At 33.8% G+C, this 20,458-nt stretch carries 13 protein-coding genes, 1 tRNA gene and 1 pseudogene; 4 read left to right on the forward strand and 11 right to left on the reverse strand.

Features of this window, described 5'->3' with window-relative positions; all coding sequences use genetic code 11:
• From B2U95_RS10015 to B2U95_RS10025, 3 genes and pseudogenes are all read right to left on the reverse strand, one after another.
• A pseudogene (locus B2U95_RS10015) lies at positions 1-509 on the reverse strand (molybdopterin oxidoreductase); the annotation flags it as partial.
• A gap of 28 nt (positions 510-537) precedes the next feature.
• Complete coding sequence (locus B2U95_RS10020; protein WP_296315793.1) at positions 538-3,756, reverse strand: TAT-variant-translocated molybdopterin oxidoreductase; 3,219 nt, start codon at positions 3,754-3,756, stop codon at positions 538-540.
• 28 nt (positions 3,757-3,784) lie between these two features.
• On the reverse strand, positions 3,785-5,077 hold the full coding sequence (locus B2U95_RS10025) for a c-type cytochrome (protein ID WP_296315798.1): 1,293 nt from the start codon (positions 5,075-5,077) through the stop codon (positions 3,785-3,787).
• Positions 5,078-5,287: 210 nt separating this feature from the next.
• Here B2U95_RS10025 and B2U95_RS10030 point away from each other — a divergent pair, with 210 nt between their 5' ends.
• Positions 5,288-5,671, forward strand: coding sequence for an SPOR domain-containing protein (locus tag B2U95_RS10030; protein WP_296315801.1), 384 nt, complete (start codon positions 5,288-5,290; stop codon positions 5,669-5,671).
• Between the two features lie 63 nt (positions 5,672-5,734).
• Here B2U95_RS10030 and infB read toward each other — a convergent pair whose 3' ends face one another.
• From infB to rimP, 3 genes are all read right to left on the reverse strand, one after another.
• A complete protein-coding gene (gene infB, locus B2U95_RS10035; protein ID WP_296315804.1) occupies positions 5,735-8,515 on the reverse strand; it encodes a translation initiation factor IF-2 in 2,781 nt (926 codons plus the stop codon).
• Positions 8,516-8,601: 86 nt separating this feature from the next.
• Positions 8,602-9,834 carry a transcription termination factor NusA gene (nusA, locus tag B2U95_RS10040; protein ID WP_296315807.1) on the reverse strand — a complete coding sequence of 411 codons (1,233 nt, stop codon included), beginning with the start codon at positions 9,832-9,834 and terminating at the stop codon, positions 8,602-8,604.
• 13 nt (positions 9,835-9,847) lie between these two features.
• Complete coding sequence (gene rimP / locus B2U95_RS10045) at positions 9,848-10,312, reverse strand: ribosome assembly cofactor RimP (RefSeq protein ID WP_296315808.1); 465 nt, start codon at positions 10,310-10,312, stop codon at positions 9,848-9,850.
• Positions 10,313-10,463: 151 nt separating this feature from the next.
• Between rimP and B2U95_RS10050 the strand changes: the two genes are divergently transcribed.
• The gene (locus B2U95_RS10050) at positions 10,464-11,288 is read left to right on the forward strand and encodes a universal stress protein (protein ID WP_296315810.1); all 825 of its coding nucleotides are present in this window, start codon (positions 10,464-10,466) and stop codon (positions 11,286-11,288) included.
• Positions 11,289-11,344: 56 nt separating this feature from the next.
• On the opposite strand, the gene B2U95_RS10055 is transcribed toward B2U95_RS10050, so the two are convergent.
• A tRNA-Gln gene (locus B2U95_RS10055) sits at positions 11,345-11,417 on the reverse strand.
• Positions 11,418-11,568: 151 nt separating this feature from the next.
• On the opposite strand from B2U95_RS10055, the gene B2U95_RS10060 reads away from it, so the two are divergent.
• Positions 11,569-14,970, forward strand: a complete 3,402-nt coding sequence (locus B2U95_RS10060; protein ID WP_296315812.1) for a protein O-mannosyl-transferase family — start codon at positions 11,569-11,571, stop codon at positions 14,968-14,970.
• A 3-nt stretch (positions 14,971-14,973) separates the two neighbouring features.
• A complete protein-coding gene (locus B2U95_RS10065; protein WP_296315818.1) occupies positions 14,974-15,612 on the forward strand; it encodes a polysaccharide deacetylase family protein in 639 nt (212 codons plus the stop codon).
• Position 15,613: 1 nt separating this feature from the next.
• Here the strand turns inward: B2U95_RS10065 and B2U95_RS10070 are convergent, their stop codons facing one another.
• From B2U95_RS10070 to B2U95_RS10085, 4 genes are all read right to left on the reverse strand, one after another.
• Complete coding sequence (locus tag B2U95_RS10070) at positions 15,614-15,910, reverse strand: thioredoxin family protein (RefSeq protein WP_296315821.1); 297 nt, start codon at positions 15,908-15,910, stop codon at positions 15,614-15,616.
• Positions 15,911-16,016: 106 nt separating this feature from the next.
• The gene (locus tag B2U95_RS10075; protein WP_296315824.1) at positions 16,017-17,258 is read right to left on the reverse strand and encodes a metallophosphoesterase; all 1,242 of its coding nucleotides are present in this window, start codon (positions 17,256-17,258) and stop codon (positions 16,017-16,019) included.
• Between the two features lie 42 nt (positions 17,259-17,300).
• A complete protein-coding gene (locus tag B2U95_RS10080; RefSeq protein WP_296315826.1) occupies positions 17,301-19,775 on the reverse strand; it encodes a beta-mannosidase in 2,475 nt (824 codons plus the stop codon).
• A complete protein-coding gene (locus tag B2U95_RS10085) occupies positions 19,765-20,454 on the reverse strand; it encodes a copper homeostasis protein CutC (protein WP_296315829.1) in 690 nt (229 codons plus the stop codon). Before B2U95_RS10085 ends, B2U95_RS10080 begins: the two co-directional genes overlap by 11 nt.
• Between the last annotated feature and the right edge of the window lie 4 nt (positions 20,455-20,458).

The raw sequence follows: 20,458 nt of genomic DNA on the forward strand, positions 1-20,458 counted from the left end.
GTAGAAATTGCAAATACATCCCAAAGTAAAGGTGAGTTAAAGTTTACCCATAGCGAACCAAATTGATTAGGAATTGGTAGTACCCAATAGGCCAACCATGGACGACCCATGTGAATAATTGGAAACAAACCAGCCTGTAAAACTGAGAAAATGGTCATGGCTTCCGCTGAACGGTTAATTGCCATTCTCCATTTTTGACGGAATAATAATAGTACCGCAGAAATTAGTGTTCCGGCGTGACCAATACCAACCCACCAAACGAAGTTAGTAATATCCCAAGCCCAATTTACAGTCTTATTAAGACCCCAAACACCAATACCAGTAGATATTGTGTAAATAATACAACCTATTCCCCAAAGGAATGCTACCAAAGCAATACTGAAAACAATCCACCATGCTCTGCTGGCTTTGCCTTCAACCGGTCTAGCTATATCAACAGTAACATCGTGATACGACTTTTCGCCAGTGACTAATGGTCTTCTAATAGGTGCTTCGTAATGAGACGCCATAATTATATAATTGATTCTTTAATTAAATTTACGCTTTTGATGTATTTCTCACTTTTGTATGATAGATTACATTAGGTTTTGTACCTACATATTCTAACAAGTGATACATACGATCATCTTCTTTTAATGCTGCAATTTTACTGTCTTTGTCATTAATATCTCCGAATACCATAGCTCCACTTCCACATGCTGAAGAACAAGCAGTTTGAAATTCGCCATCTTTAACAAGACGTCCTTCGCGCTTAGCATCTAATATTGTTTTTTGTGTTTTTTGAATACACATAGAACATTTTTCCATCACACCACGAGAACGAACAGTAACATCTGGGTTTAATACCATACGACCTAAATCATCATTCATATAATAATCAAACTCATCATTCTTATTGTATAAGAACCAGTTGAAACGACGGACTTTGTAAGGACAGTTGTTTGCACAATATCTTGTACCAACACAACGGTTATAAGCCATATGATTTTGACCTTGACGACTGTGTACTGTAGCCGCTACAGGACAAACAGTTTCACAAGGTGCGTGGTTACAATGCTGACACATTACAGGTTGAAAAACAACTTGTGGATTATCATTAGGGTCTTCCAATCTACTGAATGTAGATAAAGAACCATCACCTTCACGATCACCAACTAAATAATTACCTAACCCTAGACCGTCTGTATCATCTTTCTCAGTAATATCTTCCGTAAAAGTATCTTGATGAGAATAATACCTATCAATACGCAACCAGTGCATATCTCTACTGCGCCTCATCTCTGTTTTACCAACTACAGGTACATTGTTTTCTGCGTGACATGCAATTACACATGCTCCACAACCCGTACAGGCATTTAAGTCTATTGATAAATTAAAATGATGACCAATTGAACGGTCAAATTCGTCCCATAAATCTACATCTGGAGACGTTACAGGAGTTTCTATATGATTTAAAGATACTTCAGGGATCTTGTTCCAAACACGTTTACTCTTTGTATTAAATATTTCTAAAGTTGTTTCTTTAATGATATCACCACGACCCATTAAAGTATTATGCAGCTGAACACAAGCAAATTCATGCTCACCAGAAACTTTTTCTATACTAACTTCTTGTACTGAATTAAAGTTTTGATATAATGGATATACATTAACACCAGTCTTCATTTCATCTTTAAGAGCATTAGATGTTCTACCATAACCAAATGCTATACCAACTGAACCTTTTGCTTGTCCTGGTTGAATAAGCACAGGTACATTCGGTACAGTTACACCATTTACGGTAACATCTACATAACTCCCATTTAGACCTCCAGTTGCTACATTCTTATTAATGAGCTCATTAGCCTCGGCGTCTGCCTTTGAAACCGTTATATAATTATCCCATGAGGTTCTTGTAATAGGATCTGGAAACTCTTGTAACCAAGGGTTATTAGCTTGTTGACCATCACCTAATCCAGTTTTGGTATACAATGTTAATTCCATAGCAGCACTACCTTTAGCAGAAGTAGCTAAAGCTCTAGCAGCATTACCACCAGATAAGGCTGCAACTGAACCACTACCACCGTCAGCATTAATACTTGTCGCTGTTGTTTTAGTTACAAATTCATCTTTTAATTGAGTTACTGAACTCTCTATTGTTGAAACACCACTTCCATTATTTCCTTTAGAACGTGTTACAAAAACCCCATCTTGAACCGCTTTATTAAACGATGCTCCATTAAGAATATCTGCAGTCCAAACTGACTTTAAATAATCTCTGTACGAGACACCATTTCCATTCCAAGCTAATAATACGTCTTGAAATTGCTTAGTATCAAATAAAGGACGAATTGTTGGCTGCATCATTGAATAATGACCTGCTTTCATTTCTATATCTCCCCAAGATTCTAAATAATGAGGTGCTGCAGCAATGTATTGACAGTTCGTTGACGTCTCATCTTGTTTCATTGAGAACGCAATGGATAAATCTGTTTTTGCAAGACCTTCAGCAAAACCTGAAGCATTTGGAAAAGTATACATTGGGTTAACACCATTCATAATAATGGCTCCAACTTTACCTGCTTTCATATCAGCAACTAATTGCATTACTGCTTTATCGCTACCTTGTCTTGTTTTTATGGTTGTTTCAGGATCAAATGCTTTACTATTTAAGTATGCATTTATATCTAGCACTACTGTTTGAGCATTAACATCTGGAATTCCAGTTACTACAACAGCGTTACTTCCTGCCTTTTTTAATTCCTTAGCTGCTGCTTTTACTACCGCATCTAAACCTTCAGAAAGATTTTCACTACCTACAGAATTACCTGTAACATAACTATATAATTTAGCTAAAGCTAATTTTTGTTCACTTGGCTTTAGTGGCACACGCTTGTCTGCATTAGCACCAGATAAAGACATATTAGATTCAAATTGAATATGTCTAGACATCTTACCATTGGTAGGAATACGCTTTTTTGAATAATCAGAATCAAATCCACCACCTTGCCAATCTCCTAAGAAATCTGCTCCAACAGAAACGATAGTCATAGCTTTAGAAAAATCGTAATTAGCCATTCCTCTAGTACCATACCTTGCTTCGTATGCGTCTAAAGTCGCAGATTCTGAAACGGCATCGTAAGCTACATGTCTTACTCTACCATATTTAGATTTAAACTCTGCAATTAATTTATTTGTGGATGGACTTGGTAAGCTCTGTGTTAAGAATACAATTTCCTTTCCGTCGCTAAGTCCATTTAATTTTGAAGTCGTTTCAGACATAAACGTATCCCAAGAAATAGCAGTTTCACCTTTCATTGGTGATTTCACTCTCAAGCTATCGTACAATCCTAAAACCGAAGCATTAACTCTGGCATTAGCTACACCATTTGTACCAGCGTCAGTGTTATTTTCAATTTTAATAGGTCTTCCCTCTCTTGTTTTCACTAAAACACTAGCAAAATCATATCCATTCGCAATAGTTGTTGCGTAATAGTTAGCAACACCAGGGATAATTTCCGTTGGCTGTACGACATATGGAATTGATTTAATTACTGGTCCTTCACAAGCTGCTAATGATGCTGCTGCTGTGCTAAAACCTACGTATTTTAAAAAATCACGACGCGAAGTTGATGAAGACTCTAACGATTCTTTATCACCTAAAAACTCATCTGTTGGTATTGCTTCTACAAATTCGTTTTGTTGTAGCGCCTCAACAATAGAACTATTTTCGTTTAGCTCTTCAACACTTTTCCAGTATTTCTTGTTTGATGACATATAATTTTGAATTACTTCTTGATTTTTATTAATAATGGCACTTACCACATTCTAATCCACCCATCTGTGCCGCAGTTAACTGATCTACACCATACTTTTTCGATAATTCTTCATGTATTTTAGTATAGTACGCGTTATCTTCAACTTTTACATTTGTTTCTCTGTGACAATTAATACACCAACCCATTGTTAAAGGAGCGTGTTGGTACATTATTTCCATTTCTTCTACTGGTCCATGACATGTTTGACACTCAACACCTGCTACAGAGACGTGTTGTGAATGATTAAAATATGCAAAGTCTGGTAAATTATGAATGCGAATCCACTTAACAGGACTTGTTTCACCAGTATATTGCTGTGTATCTTCATCCCAACCGACAGCTTTATAAAGCTTCTGAATTTCAGAGTTATAGTCTACACCATATTCGTTAATACCTTCTGCTTGTGTTGCATCTGCTACTGCACCAATTGACTTATGACAATTCATACATATATTTAATGAAGGTATACCTGAATGCTTACTTACTCTTGCAGACGAGTGACAATATTTACAATCAATAGCATTTTCACCTGCATGAATCCTGTGCGAGTAGTGAATTGGCTGAACAGGTTCGTAACCCTGGTCCACACCAACTTGCATAAACAATCCGTATACAAAATAAGCACTCGCTAATAAGAATATAATTGATGTAACTAAAACTAGGAATTGGTTTTGAACAAACGCCTTCCATATTGGTGTTCCTTTTTCTTTAATAGCAACCTCAATATCCTTTGCATCTGCAAAACGTTTTAGTGTTTTGTTAACTAAAACTAAAGCACCAGCTAATAATGCAAATAAAAGTGCTAACGCACCTAGAATTAATTCGTTTGAAGTTTGATCACCTGGGTTAACATTAGTGACTCCAGGAGGCGGAGGAGTTGTTACTGGCTTTGGCGCAGCTGTATAAGATAAAATATCTGAGATCTCTTGGTCACTAAGCAGCGGAAAAGCAGTCATCGCAACTTTGTTATACTCATTATAGATTTTATTAGCATAAGCATCGCCAGACTTTATTAGTCCTGCACTATTTTTTATCCATGCATTAAGCCATGCTCTATCTAAACCTTCATCTTCATAAAGTCTTGCCTCTACATTACGTAAAGCAGGACCTGTCATTCTCTTATCTAGTTTGTGACATGATGCACAATTAACACCATATAGCTTTTTACCGTTAACCGGATCACCATCTTGTGCTGCAAGTGATGTCGAAAACATAAGCACTAAAATAAAACTGAGATAAAAAATCCTTGAGGTTAAATTCTGGTAGGTCACCTGTTTCATATTGTTCGTTGAATTATCTTCTAAACTTTGGTATGATTTTTTTTAATAAAGTTGTAAAAAAGCATGTTTTTTTAACTAATGCAAAGTTAAGATATAAAGTCGATTTTAAAAATGTTGACGAACTGATAATAATTAATTTATAACTATTCTAAATAACATTTTTAGAGGAATTTCGTTGAATAGTATACCTTTGTAATTAAATACTAAAATATGATATTAAAAATCAAACATTTAGCTATATCATTCTTTGTTTTAGCCTTTTCGCTTTCTATAAACGCACAACAAGGTCAGGTTACAATAGATCAAGATAAAGATATAGACAAGTTATTAGAATATAAAAAAGATGTAAAAACATCTAAAATTTATAAAATTCAGATTGATCAAAGTGTAGATCCTGATGTCGCTCAGAAGATGAAATCTAACTTCTTAAACGCTTATATTGAATGGCCTGTTGACATCGTTTGGAACACACCTAATTACAAAGTATGGGTTGGTAATTTTGCAACACGTTTAGAAGCTGATCGTGCACTTCTTAAAATTAAGAAGAAATACATGTATGCTAATATCCTTCAACCTAAATTAGATAAAGATTAGCACTTATTTTATTATACAAAAAAGGCGACCAATTGGTCGCCTTTTTTTATGATTAACAAGAAATTATTTCAACTTCTTTTTTACTTCAACTTCTTGGAATGCTTCTATAACGTCACCTTCTGCAATATCGTTATAACCTTTAATTTGCATACCACAATCGTAGCCTTTAGCAACTTCTTTAGCATCATCCTTAAATCGTTTTAAAGCGTCTAATGTACCTGTATGAACAACTACACCATCTCTAATAATTCGTATTCCTGAATTTCTAAAGATTTTACCATTCATTACCATACAACCTGCGATATTACCAATTTTTGAGACTTTAAATATTTCTCTAATTTCGGCAGTACCTGTAACTTCTTCTTTAACTTCTGGAGATAACATACCTTCCATAGCGTCTTTAAGATCGTTAATTGCTGCATAGATAATTGAGTATGTTCTGATATCAATTTCTTCCTTGTCTGCTATCGTTCTTGCATTTCCGACAGGTCGCACATTAAATCCAACAATAATTGCATCTGAAGCTGTTGCTAACAATACATCACTTTCTGTAATGGCACCAACACCTTTATGTATAATATTAACTTGAATTTCTTCAGTAGATAATTTCTGGAAAGAATCCGTTAAGGCCTCTACAGAACCATCCACATCACCTTTAAGGATAATGTTAAGCTCTTGGAAATCACCAAGTGCAATACGTCTTCCGATTTCATCAAGTGTAATATGACGTTGCGTTCTTACAGACTGCTCACGTTGTAACTGTGTACGTTTCGTAGCAATTTGCTTCGCTTCGCGCTCATCTGCAAAGACATTAAACTTATCACCAGCTTGAGGGGCACCATCTAAACCAAGAATAGATACCGGAGTTGCAGGACCTGCTACTTGCACATCTTGCCCTCGCTCATCTTGCATGGCTTTTACTTTACCACTATTTTTTCCTGCTAAAACATAGTCACCAACTTTTAATGTACCCGCTTGTACTAAAATAGTTGATACATATCCTCTCCCTTTATCTAAATAAGCTTCTACAACGGTTCCGCTTGCTGCTTTATTAGGATTAGCTTTTAACTCTAATAATTCAGCTTCAAGTAATACTTTTTCAAGTAACTCTTTAACACCAGTTCCTACTTTAGCAGAAATGTCGTGAGATTGAATTTTACCACCCCAATCTTCTACTAAAAGATTCATTTGTGCTAAGCCTTCTTTTACTTTTTCAGGATTGGCATCTGGCTTATCTATTTTATTAATAGCGAATACTATTGGAACTCCCGCTGCTTGAGCATGAGAAATAGCTTCTTTTGTTTGTGGCATTATAGCATCATCTGCTGCAACAACAATAATAGCAATATCAGTGACTTGAGCACCACGTGCACGCATCGCTGTAAAAGCTTCGTGACCTGGTGTATCTAAAAATGCGATTTTTTGTCCATTTTCCAACTCTACACCATAAGCACCAATGTGCTGTGTAATACCACCAGATTCCCCTGCAATTACGTTTTCTTGACGGATATAATCTAACAATGACGTTTTACCATGATCAACGTGCCCCATTACTGTAACAATTGGTGCACGTGGTAATAAATCTTTTGGATCGTCAACAACATCTTCAATAGACTCTTCAATATCTGCGGTAATAAACTCTACATCATAACCAAATTCTTCAGCAACAATAGTTAATGTTTCTGCATCTAGTCTCTGATTCATAGTAACCATCATACCTAAAGACATACATGCTGAAATAACTTGCGTTACTCCAACTTCCATCATTGTAGCTATCTCACTAACGGTTACAAACTCAGTGACTTTTATAGTTTTACTTTCTGCAGCAGCAATTTCTTGATCAATTTCGGTTTGTTCTCTGTGTTGATCTCTCTTGTCTCTTCTATATTTGGCACCTTTTCCTTTATTAGATTTACCTTGTAATTTCTCAAGTGTTTCTCTAATTTGTTTCTTTACATCTTCTTCTGTAGGCTCCTCTTTAACTAATTTTGGCCTTGCAGCATTAACAGTTCTTCCTCTTGGAGCACTACCTCTTCTGCTATCAACAGTTGGTTTGGCACCAGGTGCATTTCCGGGTTTACTAATACGACGTCTCTTACGCTTATTAGCATCTCCAGCAGCCGGCTTATCTTCTTTCTTCTTTTTTGGTTTATTAAACTGAGAAAGGTCTATTTTCTTTCCTGTTGTTGTGGGACCAGAAAGCTTTTTATATTGGGTCTTTAAAGTTTCCTCAGCTGGCTCAGTAGATTCAATAGACTCTTCTGGTTTAGATTCTGCTTTTATAGGCTCTTTCTTAGCTTCAACTTTCTCTACCTTTTTAGTTTCAACTTTAGGCTTAGAAGGTTCTTTTTTAGGTTCTTGTTTTTTCTCAACCTTAGGCATTTCTTTAGCCTCAGCAACTTTAGGTTCTTGTTTTTTCTCAACCTTAGGCACTTCCTTGGCTTCAGCAACTTTAGGTTCTTCTTTTTTCTCAACCTTAAGTTTTTTATCAAGATCAATTTTACCTACTTGCTTTGGACCAATTAATTCGGCTTTAGCTTTTACTACAGCTTCTCTAGCTTCCTTAGCAGCTTCATCTCTCTTTTGCTTTTCCTCAATTTCGAGTTCGCGCTTCTCGCGAATTGCCTCTTTTTCTTTGAGTTTAGCTTCACTAACTTCTTGAGCTTTTTCACGCTTTGTTGCATCTGTCTGAAATTCGTCAGATAGCGTATCATAAACCTCTTGCGAAATTTTGGTATTTGGACTCTTTTCTATCTCTACACCTTTGGATTCTAAAAAATCCACAGCGCGATCAATAGAGATGTTCAACTCCCTTAATACCTTATTTAATCTTGTTTGAGCCATAAATTGCCTGTAAAATAACTTAAATATATACTATACCTATTCAACTTCAAAATATCATTATAATATTTAAAAAAATTAAGACGGTATTATTCTTCAAATTCTTCTCGTAGAATTCTAATAACTTCTACTATAGTTTCTTCTTCTAAATCTGTACGCTTTACTAAATCAACAACATCTTGTTCTAAAATACTTTTTGCAGTATCTAAACCAGCTTTGCTAAATTCCGCTATAACCCATGATTCAATTTCATCAGAGAATTCTTTTAATTCCACATCTTCTTCTGCACCTTCTCTAAATACATCAATTTCATAACCTGTTAACTGACCAGCTAAACGAATGTTATGACCACCTCTACCAATTGCTTTAGAAACCTCTTCTGGCTTCAACAAGACTTCAGCACGCATAGTCTCTTCATTTAACTTTAAAGAAGTGACTCTTGCTGGGCTTAATGCTCTCGTTACAAAAAGCTGAATGTTATTTGTGTAATTGATTACATCGATATTTTCGTTTCCTAACTCACGTACAATTCCATGAATTCTCGATCCTTTCATACCAACACAAGCTCCTACAGGATCAATTCTATCATCATAAGAATCTACAGCCACTTTAGCCTTTTCTCCTGGAATACGAACTACCTTTTTAACGGTAATCAAACCATCAAAAACTTCAGGAATTTCCTGCTCAAATAATTTCTCTAAAAACAATGGTGATGTTCTAGACATCACAATCGCTGGCTTACTACCTTTTAATTCAACACTTTCAATAATTCCTCTTACATTTTCTCCTTTTCTGAAGAAATCAGAAGGTATTTGTTTATCCTTTGGAAGGATAATTTCATTACCATTATCATCTAACAAGATAATTGCTCTGTGTCTAATATGATGGACTTCTGCAGTATATATCTCGCCTTCTAATTCCTTAAATTGCTTATATATATTTGTATTATCGTGTTCGTGAATTTTAGATATTAAGTTTTGTCTTAATGCTAAAATCGAACGTCTTCCTAAATCAATAAGTTTTACTTCTTCTGCAACATCTTCACCAACTTCAAAATCTGGTTCTATTTTTTGTGCTTCAGATAATTCAATTTCTTGATTTGGTTCTTCTACTTCACCATTTGCAACTACAATACGGTTTCTCCATATTTCTAAATCCCCTTTATCTGGGTTTATAATAATATCAAAGTTATCATCATCACCATACTTCTTCTTAAGTGCATTACGTAATACATCTTCAAGAATCGCCATCAGCGTAACTCTATCTATTAATTTATCGTCTTTAAATTCCGAAAATGATTCAATTAACGCTACATTTTCCATAATTAATCGTGAATTAAAATTTTATTTTAACTTTTGCTTCTTTAATATTATCAAAAGTAATATTAGCCTCTTTTGCTACTGTTACTTTTCCTTTACCTAAAGGTTTTGGTTCTCTAGTTTTCCACTTTAAAACCACTCCTTTGTTGTTCACATCAGTAAGCTCACCTTCTAGACTTTGATTGTCTAAAGTGGTCACCTCTAGGTTTCTACCAACATGCTTTTTATATTGTCTTGGCAATGTTAAAGGTGTTGCTGCACCAGATGACAATACCTCTAGAGAAAAATCGTACTCATCTCTGTCTATATTGTGCTCAATAGCTCTGCTAACAAACATACAATCCTCTACTAACACTCCATTATCACCATCTATCACAACCTTAATTGCATTATCTACAGAAAAACTAAAATCTATAAGAAATAGGTCTTGTCTTTCTTCTAATGCATTTTGCAATAAGTCTTCTACCGTTTTCTTTAACATTTCTTGGTATAAAAAGAGAGGACTTTTCGTCCTCTCGCGTATTTATTTTAGTAAACAACGGTGCAAATATACGATATTTATATTGATTTCTCAAAGCTTCCTAAAGTGGAATTATTTTCATAGCTTTATAAGACTAACTAAAATCAAAAAAATGAACAAAATACTAGTTCCTACCGACTTCTCTGAACAAGCAGAGAATGCTTTAAAAGTTGCTGCAATGTTAGCAAAAAAACATAATGCCGAAATATATTTATTGCATATGATGGAAATACCAATGCAACAAATAGACCCTATCAATGCCCACAGCGTTGTACCAGAAGCCTTATTTTTTATGAAACTAGCTCACAAAAGGTTTGAAGATCTTATGGCTAGCGACTATTTAGAAGGAATTACCGTGTATGAAACTGTAAAGGCAGATATAACGTTTAATGAGATTAAAGATTCTTGCAAAGAATTTGAAATTGACTTAATTGTAATGGGTTCTCATGGTGCATCTGGAATAAAAGAAATGTTTGTAGGCTCTAATGCAGAGAAAGTAGTTCGCACATCTGATGTACCTGTATTAGTCATTAAGAATGAGCACACTGATTTTAATGTTTCTAATTTTGTATTTGCTTCTGATTTTAAAAATGATAATAAAAAAACATACGAACAAGCCGTAGCTTTTGCGGAAGCTTTTGACGCTAAAATTTATTTACTAATGGTAAATACGGCTAATAACTTCATGACAACTTATGAAGCTAACTCAAGAATCACTGATTTTATATCGAATCAAACATTTAAGAATTACTCCATACATATTCATAATGATACTTCTGTTGAGAATGGAGTCTTGAATTTCTCTAAAGACATTGATGCTGATTTAATTGGTATTAGCACTCACGGACGCCAAGGTATAGCTCACTTTTTTAACGGTAGCTTAAGTGAAGATTTAGTAAACCACTCGAAACGTCCTGTGATTACGTTTAAGATTTAAATGCCTTAAATAAAACGCATAAAAAAATCCTAATCAAAGCTGATTAGGATTTTTTGTTGGCCCACTAGGTTTCGAACCTAGACTCTTCTGCACCAAAAACAGATGTGTTACCAGTTACACCATAGGCCAATCTTGTAAACAAGTTTGCAAATTTATAACAAAGTTTCACTTGAACAAAAAAAAACAAGAAAATAATTGAAATTACTTAACGTTAACTTAAAAACGTAGGCAATACCGTAATAATTAGTAAATTCGCCTGCGTTAACAATTTAAGTTTTTCATGACAGATTTTAACTTTAAAAAGTGGAATACCATTTTAGGATGGGTCGCTTTCTCTATAGCATTTGTAGTATATGCTCTTACCATCGAACCAACTGTAAGCTTTTGGGATGCTGGTGAATATATTTTAACATCTTCTAAATTACAAGTTGGCCATCCACCAGGAGCACCACTTTTTCAGATGATGGGAGCTTTTTTCTCAATTTTTGCTTTAGAACCTTCACAAATAGGAATGATAATGAATATGATGAGTGCTGTTTCTAGTGCTTTCACTATTCTTTTTATGTTTTGGACTATAAGTATCCTACTTGTTAAGCTAGTGAACTACAAAAAAGATTCTAACCCAAATAATGCTCATGCCATTCTAGGAAGTGCTTTAGTTGGTAGTTTAGCCTTTACATTTACAGATTCATTTTGGTTTAACGCAGTTGAAACAGAAGTCTATGCAATGGCCACGCTAATTATGGCTGCAATGTTTTATTTAGCATTACGTTGGGAACAAGACATGCACAAACCTAGAGGGAATCGCTGGCTAATATTAATTGCTTTTGTTATTGGTCTTTCTTTTGGTGTTCATTTTATGGGCTTATTAACTATACCTGCTATTGGTCTTATTTATTATTTCAAAAATTATAAAACGGTTACTGTTAAAGGTTTTATTATTGCGAACATACTTTCTGCAGCAATACTACTTTTTATATTTAAATTATTACTACCATCTACACTCGCACTTTTTGGATACCTAGAAGTGTTTTTTGTGAATTCTTTCGGATTACCATTTAACTCTGGAACTATAATAACAGCATTACTTGTAATTTCACTTTTCTATTTTGGCTTAAACTATACTCGTAAAAAAGGCTTAAAGCACATTAATACTTTAGTCTTATGTCTCATGTTTATTTTTATTGGATTTTCTTCTTGGATGATGTTACCAATTAGAGCTAATGCAAATGTTGTAATAAATGAAAATGACCCTTCTGATGCTAGAGAATTATTAGCGTATTATAATTTGGAACAATATCCTGAAACACATTTGTTTTTTGGTCCTCAGTTTACAGAACTTTATTCAGGTCAAGACGAAAAAGAGGCGTTTGTTGATGACAAGAAAAACTACGAGCGTGATGAGAAAACTGGTAAATATATTATAATCAATGATTGGGAAGATAGCAAGCAAAATTATAATCATGAGCATGCATCTGTTTTACCAAGAATGTGGAGTAGTGATCATGCCAAAAATTATATGATGTTTACTGGTCTAATTGATTTTAAGGTAGACCCAAGTTTTCAAACTAGCCAATATAATGAAGCATTTAATGCAGGTCTAACCGAAGAACAAGCGCAACAATATGCGATGCAACAAAAAAGGCAGATTGACCAAGTCGTTAACGATTTTAGAATGCGTATAGCTCAAGGTGAGATAGATTACGAAGACTATGATAAATTTCTAAGAAATTATGGGCAACAATATTTAGAAATCGAAAAACCTTCTTCTATTGATAATATTATGTACATGTTTCAATACCAATTTGGCTATATGTACTGGCGATATTTTATGTGGAATTTTACCGGAAGACAAAACGATGTTCAAGGAAAATATGACGATTTTAATGGTAATTGGATTTCTGGAATTAGTGCTATTGATGCATTACATATTGGCATTTCTCAAGATAATTTACCAACAGATGTTTTAGAAAATAAAGCTAGAAACACTTATTATTTTATACCACTCTTATTAGGTTTAGTTGGTTTTTTCTTTTTATTGTATAGTGATGCAAAACGATTCTGGGTATTACTTGTATTCTTTCTACTAACTGGTATAGCCATACAGTTTTACACCAATGTTAGACCTTTTGAACCGAGAGAACGAGATTATTCTGTAGTAGGTTCGTTTTATGTCTTTGCTATTTGGATAGGTTTTGGTGTCTATGCCATATATGACCTTTTAAGGTCTCATCTTAACACAAAACTTTTAGCACCTGTAATTACATTAGCATGTCTAATTATTGTACCTGGTATTTTAGCAGCAAATAATTGGGATGATCATGATAGGTCTGGTAAGTATACTGCAAATGCTATGGCAAGAAAGTATTTAGAATCTTGTGCTCCAAATGCTATATTATTTACTATCGGTGATAATGATTCTTTCCCTCTATGGTACTTGCAAGAAATTGAAGGAGTACGAACAGATGTTAGAGTTGTTAATACAAGTCTTTTTCAGACAGATTGGTATATTGACCAAATGAAACGAAAAGCTTATGAAAGTGACCCTATACCTTCACAACTAACGCATGAGCAATATAGAGCTGGTACAAGAGACATAATTATATATAGAGAAATAACAGATAAGATTGCTAGTGATACCTTAGACATAAAGTCGTTTATGGATTTTGTATCTAGCGACAAACCAAGTACAAAAGTTAAATACATTGTTGAAAAATTTAACGAAGATCCAAGACGATATCCTAAGTATTTATTAAATACCAATTATTTCCCTACCAAAAACATCAGTATTCCTGTAAATAAAGATATGGTTCTTAAAAACGGTATTGTAAACCCTAAAGATGCAGATAAAATAGAGGATACGCTTTATGCAAAAATTGGAACAAGTTCTATTTACAAGAATCGCTTATTAATGTTAGACATTGTAGCCAATAACAATTGGGAAAGACCTATTTATTTTACTGGTGGTGCATTTGGTGCTGAAGATTATATTTGGCTAAAAGATTATTTACAGTTAGACGGAATGTGCTACAAGTTAGTCCCAATAAAAACTGCTGTTGATAGAGCAAACCCTTATGATATGGGTCGCGTTGATGCTGATTTAATGTATGAAAAAATAAAGACCTGGGATTGGGGAGGCAGTGGTGAAGAAATTTATCACGATATAGAAACCAGGAGAAACAGCATCACCTACAGAGGTAATATTGCGCGTTTAATCGAACAACTTATTAACGAAGACAAACTTGATAAAGCGGAAGAAATGGCAGATTTAGCTATGGCAAAAATGCCTACGGATAAATTTGGATTCTACTCACTATTAGAGCCTTATATAAGTGCTTACTATGAAGTTGGGAACACTGAAAAAGGACGAAAATTATATAAAGACGTCACTAAGAAGTATCAAGAAAATTTGAGTTATTTAAGTGAGCTTTCTCTAAAAAATCAAGACCGTTTAATAGAAGAAATATATACCGATATACAACGCTACAGAGCATTAGTAGACATCTTAGTTATTTATAATGATGAAGAATTTGCGCTAGATGAAACTAAAAAATTCAATAGCTACTTAAAGTTGTTTGACCCGTTAATGGGACCAGCACAAGAAGAAACACCTGTTATACCAAAAGATTTAGACATTAATTCAATATTAAGGGATAGTACAGCGATTTCACCCGAAAACTAAACCATGCAAATTATTCCGGCAAAAACTCCTGGTTTTGTAAAGACATTATTTCCAAATTTTGTCTGGAATATCAACACGGATAAAAAAGAAATATATCTCACTTTTGATGACGGTCCAACAGTAGAAATTACAGATTGGGTACTTCAAACTTTAAAAGGTTTTGAAGCTAAAGCCACCTTCTTCTGTATTGGTAATAATATTGAAAAGTATCCTGAAATATTTCAAAATATAATTACTGAAGGTCATTCTATTGGAAATCATACTTACAATCATTTAAAAGGTTGGAAGCATAAAACTAAAGTTTACTTCAAAGATGTTTTAAAAACTGAAAAGATTATCAATAAATTTAAGACTGGCACTTCCACTCCTTTGTTTAGACCACCTTACGGCAAGTTTAAAAACAAGCAAAGCAAAAAACTACTAGAATTAGGTTATCGGATTATATTGTGGGATGTTTTATCATATGATTGGGATAAATCGGTAAGCGAAGAAGCTTGCTTAAATAATGTGGTTTCTGCAGCAAAGCAAGGCAGTATTATTGTGTTTCATGATAGCATAAAAGCATCACGAAATTTAAAATATGTATTACCTAAAGTTTTAGAGTATTATACTGAAAAAGGCTACAAATTTAAAGCCTTATAAACTAAACGTATTCTTGAATAATTCCGATTAATGTATTAGCATCTTGTTCACCACTATGGCGCCACTTCATTTCTCCATTTTTGTAGATAATCAAAGTCGGCAATCCTTTAACACGCAGTGCTTCTGCTAATTCTTTATTTTTACTTACATCAATTTTAATAACTTTGGCTTTATCACCCAAAGCCGCAGCTACATCTCTTAGCACAGGATGCATTGCAACAGACTGATCATTTAATTCTTTATAGAAGTCTAATAGAACAGGTATATCTGTGTCTATTAATTCCCCAAATTTTGACATACGTTATTGTTTTAGACAAACGTGTTATACAAACCTACATAAAATTTTGATAAAAAATTTTAATAAGTTCATTACTAGTGTTATAAAAATACGCAATTCTTAACAATTACGCCTCTTTCTTTCCTTTTTTGAGTTCTATTACAGTAATTTCAGGCCAAATTCCAACACGACCAGGGAAAGCTAAATAACCAAATCCTCTATTCACATTTATATATTGACCTAATTCCTTATAAATTCCAGCCCAATGTTTATACCTCCATTTTACAGGACTCCATTTAAACCAACCCGGAATTTCTATGCCAAATTGCATTCCATGTGTATGACCACTTAATGTTAAATGGTAATGGTAAGCATCGTTAATAACCTCTTCATTCCAATGGCTTGGATCATGACTCATAAGAATTTTAAAATCATCTTTATCAACTTTACTGGCAGCCATTTTTAAATCACCCGCTTTTTTAAAACCTCCTATTCCCCAATTTTCTACTCCTACTAAAGCAATCCGTTCGCCGTTTTTTTCTATAAAACGATTTTCGTTTAATAACAAATCAAAACCAATGTCTTTTTGAAGTATTTTTAAGTCCTCAAGATTCTGCTTTTTTTCATCTTCAGAATCCCAACTTACATAATCACCATAATCATGATTTCCTAAAACAGAAAATAAACCGTCCTTTGCCTTTAATTTTTTAAATATATCTATAAAAGGTTCCATTTCACTGGCCTTATTATTTACCATATCACCAGTAAATAATATGACATCAGATTTCTGCTCATTAATTAAATCAATTGCATAACTCACCTTTTCAATATTATCAAAACTACCAGAGTGTACATCACTTATTTGAGTTAATTTATAACCATCAAAAGCGCTTGGCAAATCTTCAAAATATAAGGTGTATTTTAAAACTTTAAAATTGTACTTTCCTTTGTACATTCCATATAATATAGAAGCAAATGGAATAGCTGCAATACCGAGTGCTATCTGACTAACAAATTTTCGTCGTTCAGGAATATGGTTAATCTTATTGCCCTCTCCATTATCTTGCATAAAATAACTATACAATCCTTGTGGTATTCTTAAAACATCTTCACCAAATAGTATTGCAATTAGCACTAGCTTGGGGACAACTAAAGCGATTAATAATCCAATCGCGAAAGAGTTTTCTTGAGAAAAACCATTACTTCGGTTAAAACTATAAAACTGAATTATAAAGTTACCAATTATAGCGATAGTGAATAGCCAATAAATTGCATACCACCAATTACTTTTTGTAACTGTTCTAAGAGATTGAAAAGCATAAAAATCTGCTATTCCTAACACAATAATAAAAATTATCCAACGGATCATATACAACAATTAAAGGTTAAAGATACTAATACAGTCTACTCCTTATCTTATGAAATTGTTAAAGGTTTTGACTTGTAAATCTTGAAGTGTTTTTATGTTACTTTTAAAATGAATTATAATAGATTCATTAGGCAATAAATCGAAGAAATTATCTGAAAAATGCCCTTTAGTGTCAGCGTATAAAAACACATCTTTTTGAAGTGTTTTACTAGTTAATTCAATATTGAAACCATCTAAAGTTTTAGTAATTGTTTTCGTTATTTCAGATGTTTTTAAGTTTAAGTCTTTTGGTTTAATCATGTAGAAATGAGACGTGCTATTCTCAAATTTTGAAACTAATACAACTTCGTTTTTATTAAACCTAATTGTATTTAAATCTAGTTCATACTTTATAGCACTTGAGTTTGCTACAACAATTATATTCTTAGAGTCTTCCCAAATGATATTGCCACTAAAATCGATCAATTTTAGGTTGAGTATACCTTGTTCTTGGCTCATATTATCATTAACAATCGAAGTTTTCAGCACTTCATTTTCAATTTTTGAAGAGATTAAAATAGCCTCAAAACTGCGTTTGACTTTATAATGCAAAGCTTTCCAATTCCCAAAATAATCAATACTGCTCCACGAAACAGCTGGCCAGCAATCATTGAGTTGCCAAAACAGCGTTCCCATATTATAGGGCTTGGCACGTCGTTGCGCTTCAATCCCTTTAGTAATTCCGTAGGCTTGCAATAGCTGACTCATATATACGTAATCTTCTGCATTATCAGGTATAGGAAAATCACGTTCCATATAATCTTCAATAATTTGAAACCCTCTTGAATGCTTTTGATGGTTTTTAAAACTGTCTGAAGTAATTTCTATACTATCATTTTGGTTTATATATCGAATGGTTTCATAACTAGGAAAGGATTGAAACCCGAACTCACTCATAAAACGTGGCACGTTTTCTTCTAGATGCTCAAAAGGATATCCATCATGCCAAATCCACCAATCGTGTGCGTCTCCTTCGGTTTTATATTTTGGATTTCCTCTTCCGTATTTTGGCGAGCTTTCCCAATAATTTGTATCAGTTAGTTTAGCAACAGTATTTGGCAAAATAGAATCAAACACTTTTAAATAGTTACTCCAGATTTCTGCTTTCTCTGCGTCACTTCTATCAGCCTGCCAGCCCCAACGATGCCAACCTTCTGAGTTTTCATTGTTACCACACCAAAGCGCAATTGACGCATGGTTTCTCAGCCGTTTCACATTACCAATAGCTTCTTGCTTTACGTTTTCTAAAAAATCTTTATCACCAGGATACATGGCACAGGCAAACATAAAATCTTGCCAAACCAAAATCCCTTTTTTATCACACAAATTATAAAAAATATCATTCTCATAAATACCACCACCCCAAACTCGGAGCATATTCATGTTGGCATCCACCACATCGTTTAATAATTTCTCATAATCGCCATCTGTGACTTTATTCTGTAAACTGTTTTGTGGGATGTAGTTCGCTCCTTTTGCATAGACTGGCACATCATTTACTTTGAAGTAAAAGGATTCTCCAATGCCATCTTTTTCGGTAACCAGCGCGATAGTTCTTAGTCCTTTTTTGACCGAGATACTATCTAGAATTTTTTCATCTTGCTTAACGATTACTTTTATATCATATAAATAGGGTTCGCCTAGATTATGTGGCCACCATTTTTTTGGTTTAATTATTTGAAATCTATTAAACTGTTGATCATTTGTGTGTGTAGGTTCTGACGATTTAATTAAACTACCATTCACATATATATGATAAATTATTTTTTTATCTAATTCGACACTTGATCTTTTATTTATCTCTATTGATAAGTCTGCAATACTATCGGTTAAATGTAATGCTCTAACATGGACATTATCAATCTTAAGAGCATCCCAAGCAACCAATTTGATTAGTTTTGAAATTCCACTAGTATTCAACTTAGGTCCCCAATCCCAACCATATTGAAACTGTGCTTTTCTAGTAAAAATACGTTCACTTTCGGGTAACTCATAAGCCAACTTTGCTTTTTCTACTTCTTCATATTTTGAAGTAGATTCAAAAACTAATCGCAATTCATTTTCAGATTTTAAAAGTGATTTTACATCTATCGTCCATTTTCGAAACGCATTATTAGCTTTTAGGATTAAACTATCATTTAAATATACAGATGCATACGTATCTAAACCTTCAAAGTCGAGTTCTATGTTCTTCTTTTGAAACGTTAATTCATCAAGCGAAAAAGTGTTTTTGTATTCCCAATCGGTTTCAGAAATCCATTGTAAGTCTTTTTCATTATTACCAATAAATGGGTCTTCAATTAAGTTATGATCTAGCAAATCAGAATGTACATTACCAGGAACTGTTGCTGAATTCCATATCGTATCACTAACTTTTTTGAATTGCCAATTCTCAGTCAGCTCAATGGTTTGGGGTAAGTCATGTTCAAGTTGACAGCTAAAACAAATAAAAATTAATAACAGAAGACTATATCGCATTTAAAATTGCTTTTATTTTTTGGGGATTGGAATACGTTAGTGGCATCGAGAATAATGAATTATTCTCTTCAAGTAGAGACGAAGCAGATGCGTGGATTTCATTCAAACCTATTTGCTTAAACTTTAAAGCATTATCTGAAGTAATACCAGAACCAGCAAGAATTATAATTCTACCACTAGACATTATATTTAGATCCTTTAATAACTCTAAACCTAATTCTGCAGTAGTTTGTTGCCCAGAAGTCAAAACGCGCTCTACTCCTAAATCTATTAATTGCAAAAAAGCTTCTAATGGATTCACGACCTCATCAAACGCGCGATGAAAGGTAAAAGGTAATGGCTTAGACAATTCAATTAATTCTTGTGTACGGTCTCTGTCAATTGTTTTATTATTATTTAGTATTCCTGAAACAATACCATCACATCCTAAACCTTTACAGAGTTGAATATCATGCTTCATAATGTCAAATTCAGCATCAGAATACACAAAATTGCCACTACGAGGTCTAATTAAAACAAAAACTTGGATATCTAAGTTCTCAACAACCTGTTTTAATAATCCATAAGATGGCGTAATACCACCAACGGATAATTCTTGGCATAATTCTATGCGATGTGCTCCTGCTTCTTGAGCATTTTTTGCAGATTGGTATGAATTGGCACAGATTTCTAGTTTCATCTTT

The organism is Winogradskyella sp. UBA3174, from assembly GCF_002364335.1.
Lineage (GTDB): Bacteria > Bacteroidota > Bacteroidia > Flavobacteriales > Flavobacteriaceae > Winogradskyella.

Coding starts and splice junctions, on each gene's coding strand:
- B2U95_RS10020 (WP_296315793.1), bottom strand. CDS start 3,756: ATGTCATCAAACAAGAAATACTGGAAAAGTGTTGAAGAGCTAAACGAA.
- B2U95_RS10025 (WP_296315798.1), bottom strand. CDS start 5,077: ATGAAACAGGTGACCTACCAGAATTTAACCTCAAGGATTTTTTATCTC.
- B2U95_RS10030 (WP_296315801.1), top strand. CDS start 5,288: ATGATATTAAAAATCAAACATTTAGCTATATCATTCTTTGTTTTAGCC.
- infB (WP_296315804.1), bottom strand. CDS start 8,515: ATGGCTCAAACAAGATTAAATAAGGTATTAAGGGAGTTGAACATCTCT.
- nusA (WP_296315807.1), bottom strand. CDS start 9,834: ATGGAAAATGTAGCGTTAATTGAATCATTTTCGGAATTTAAAGACGAT.
- rimP (WP_296315808.1), bottom strand. CDS start 10,312: ATGTTAAAGAAAACGGTAGAAGACTTATTGCAAAATGCATTAGAAGAA.
- B2U95_RS10050 (WP_296315810.1), top strand. CDS start 10,464: ATGAACAAAATACTAGTTCCTACCGACTTCTCTGAACAAGCAGAGAAT.
- B2U95_RS10060 (WP_296315812.1), top strand. CDS start 11,569: ATGACAGATTTTAACTTTAAAAAGTGGAATACCATTTTAGGATGGGTC.
- B2U95_RS10065 (WP_296315818.1), top strand. CDS start 14,974: ATGCAAATTATTCCGGCAAAAACTCCTGGTTTTGTAAAGACATTATTT.
- B2U95_RS10070 (WP_296315821.1), bottom strand. CDS start 15,910: ATGTCAAAATTTGGGGAATTAATAGACACAGATATACCTGTTCTATTA.
- B2U95_RS10075 (WP_296315824.1), bottom strand. CDS start 17,258: ATGATCCGTTGGATAATTTTTATTATTGTGTTAGGAATAGCAGATTTT.
- B2U95_RS10080 (WP_296315826.1), bottom strand. CDS start 19,775: ATGCGATATAGTCTTCTGTTATTAATTTTTATTTGTTTTAGCTGTCAA.
- B2U95_RS10085 (WP_296315829.1), bottom strand. CDS start 20,454: ATGAAACTAGAAATCTGTGCCAATTCATACCAATCTGCAAAAAATGCT.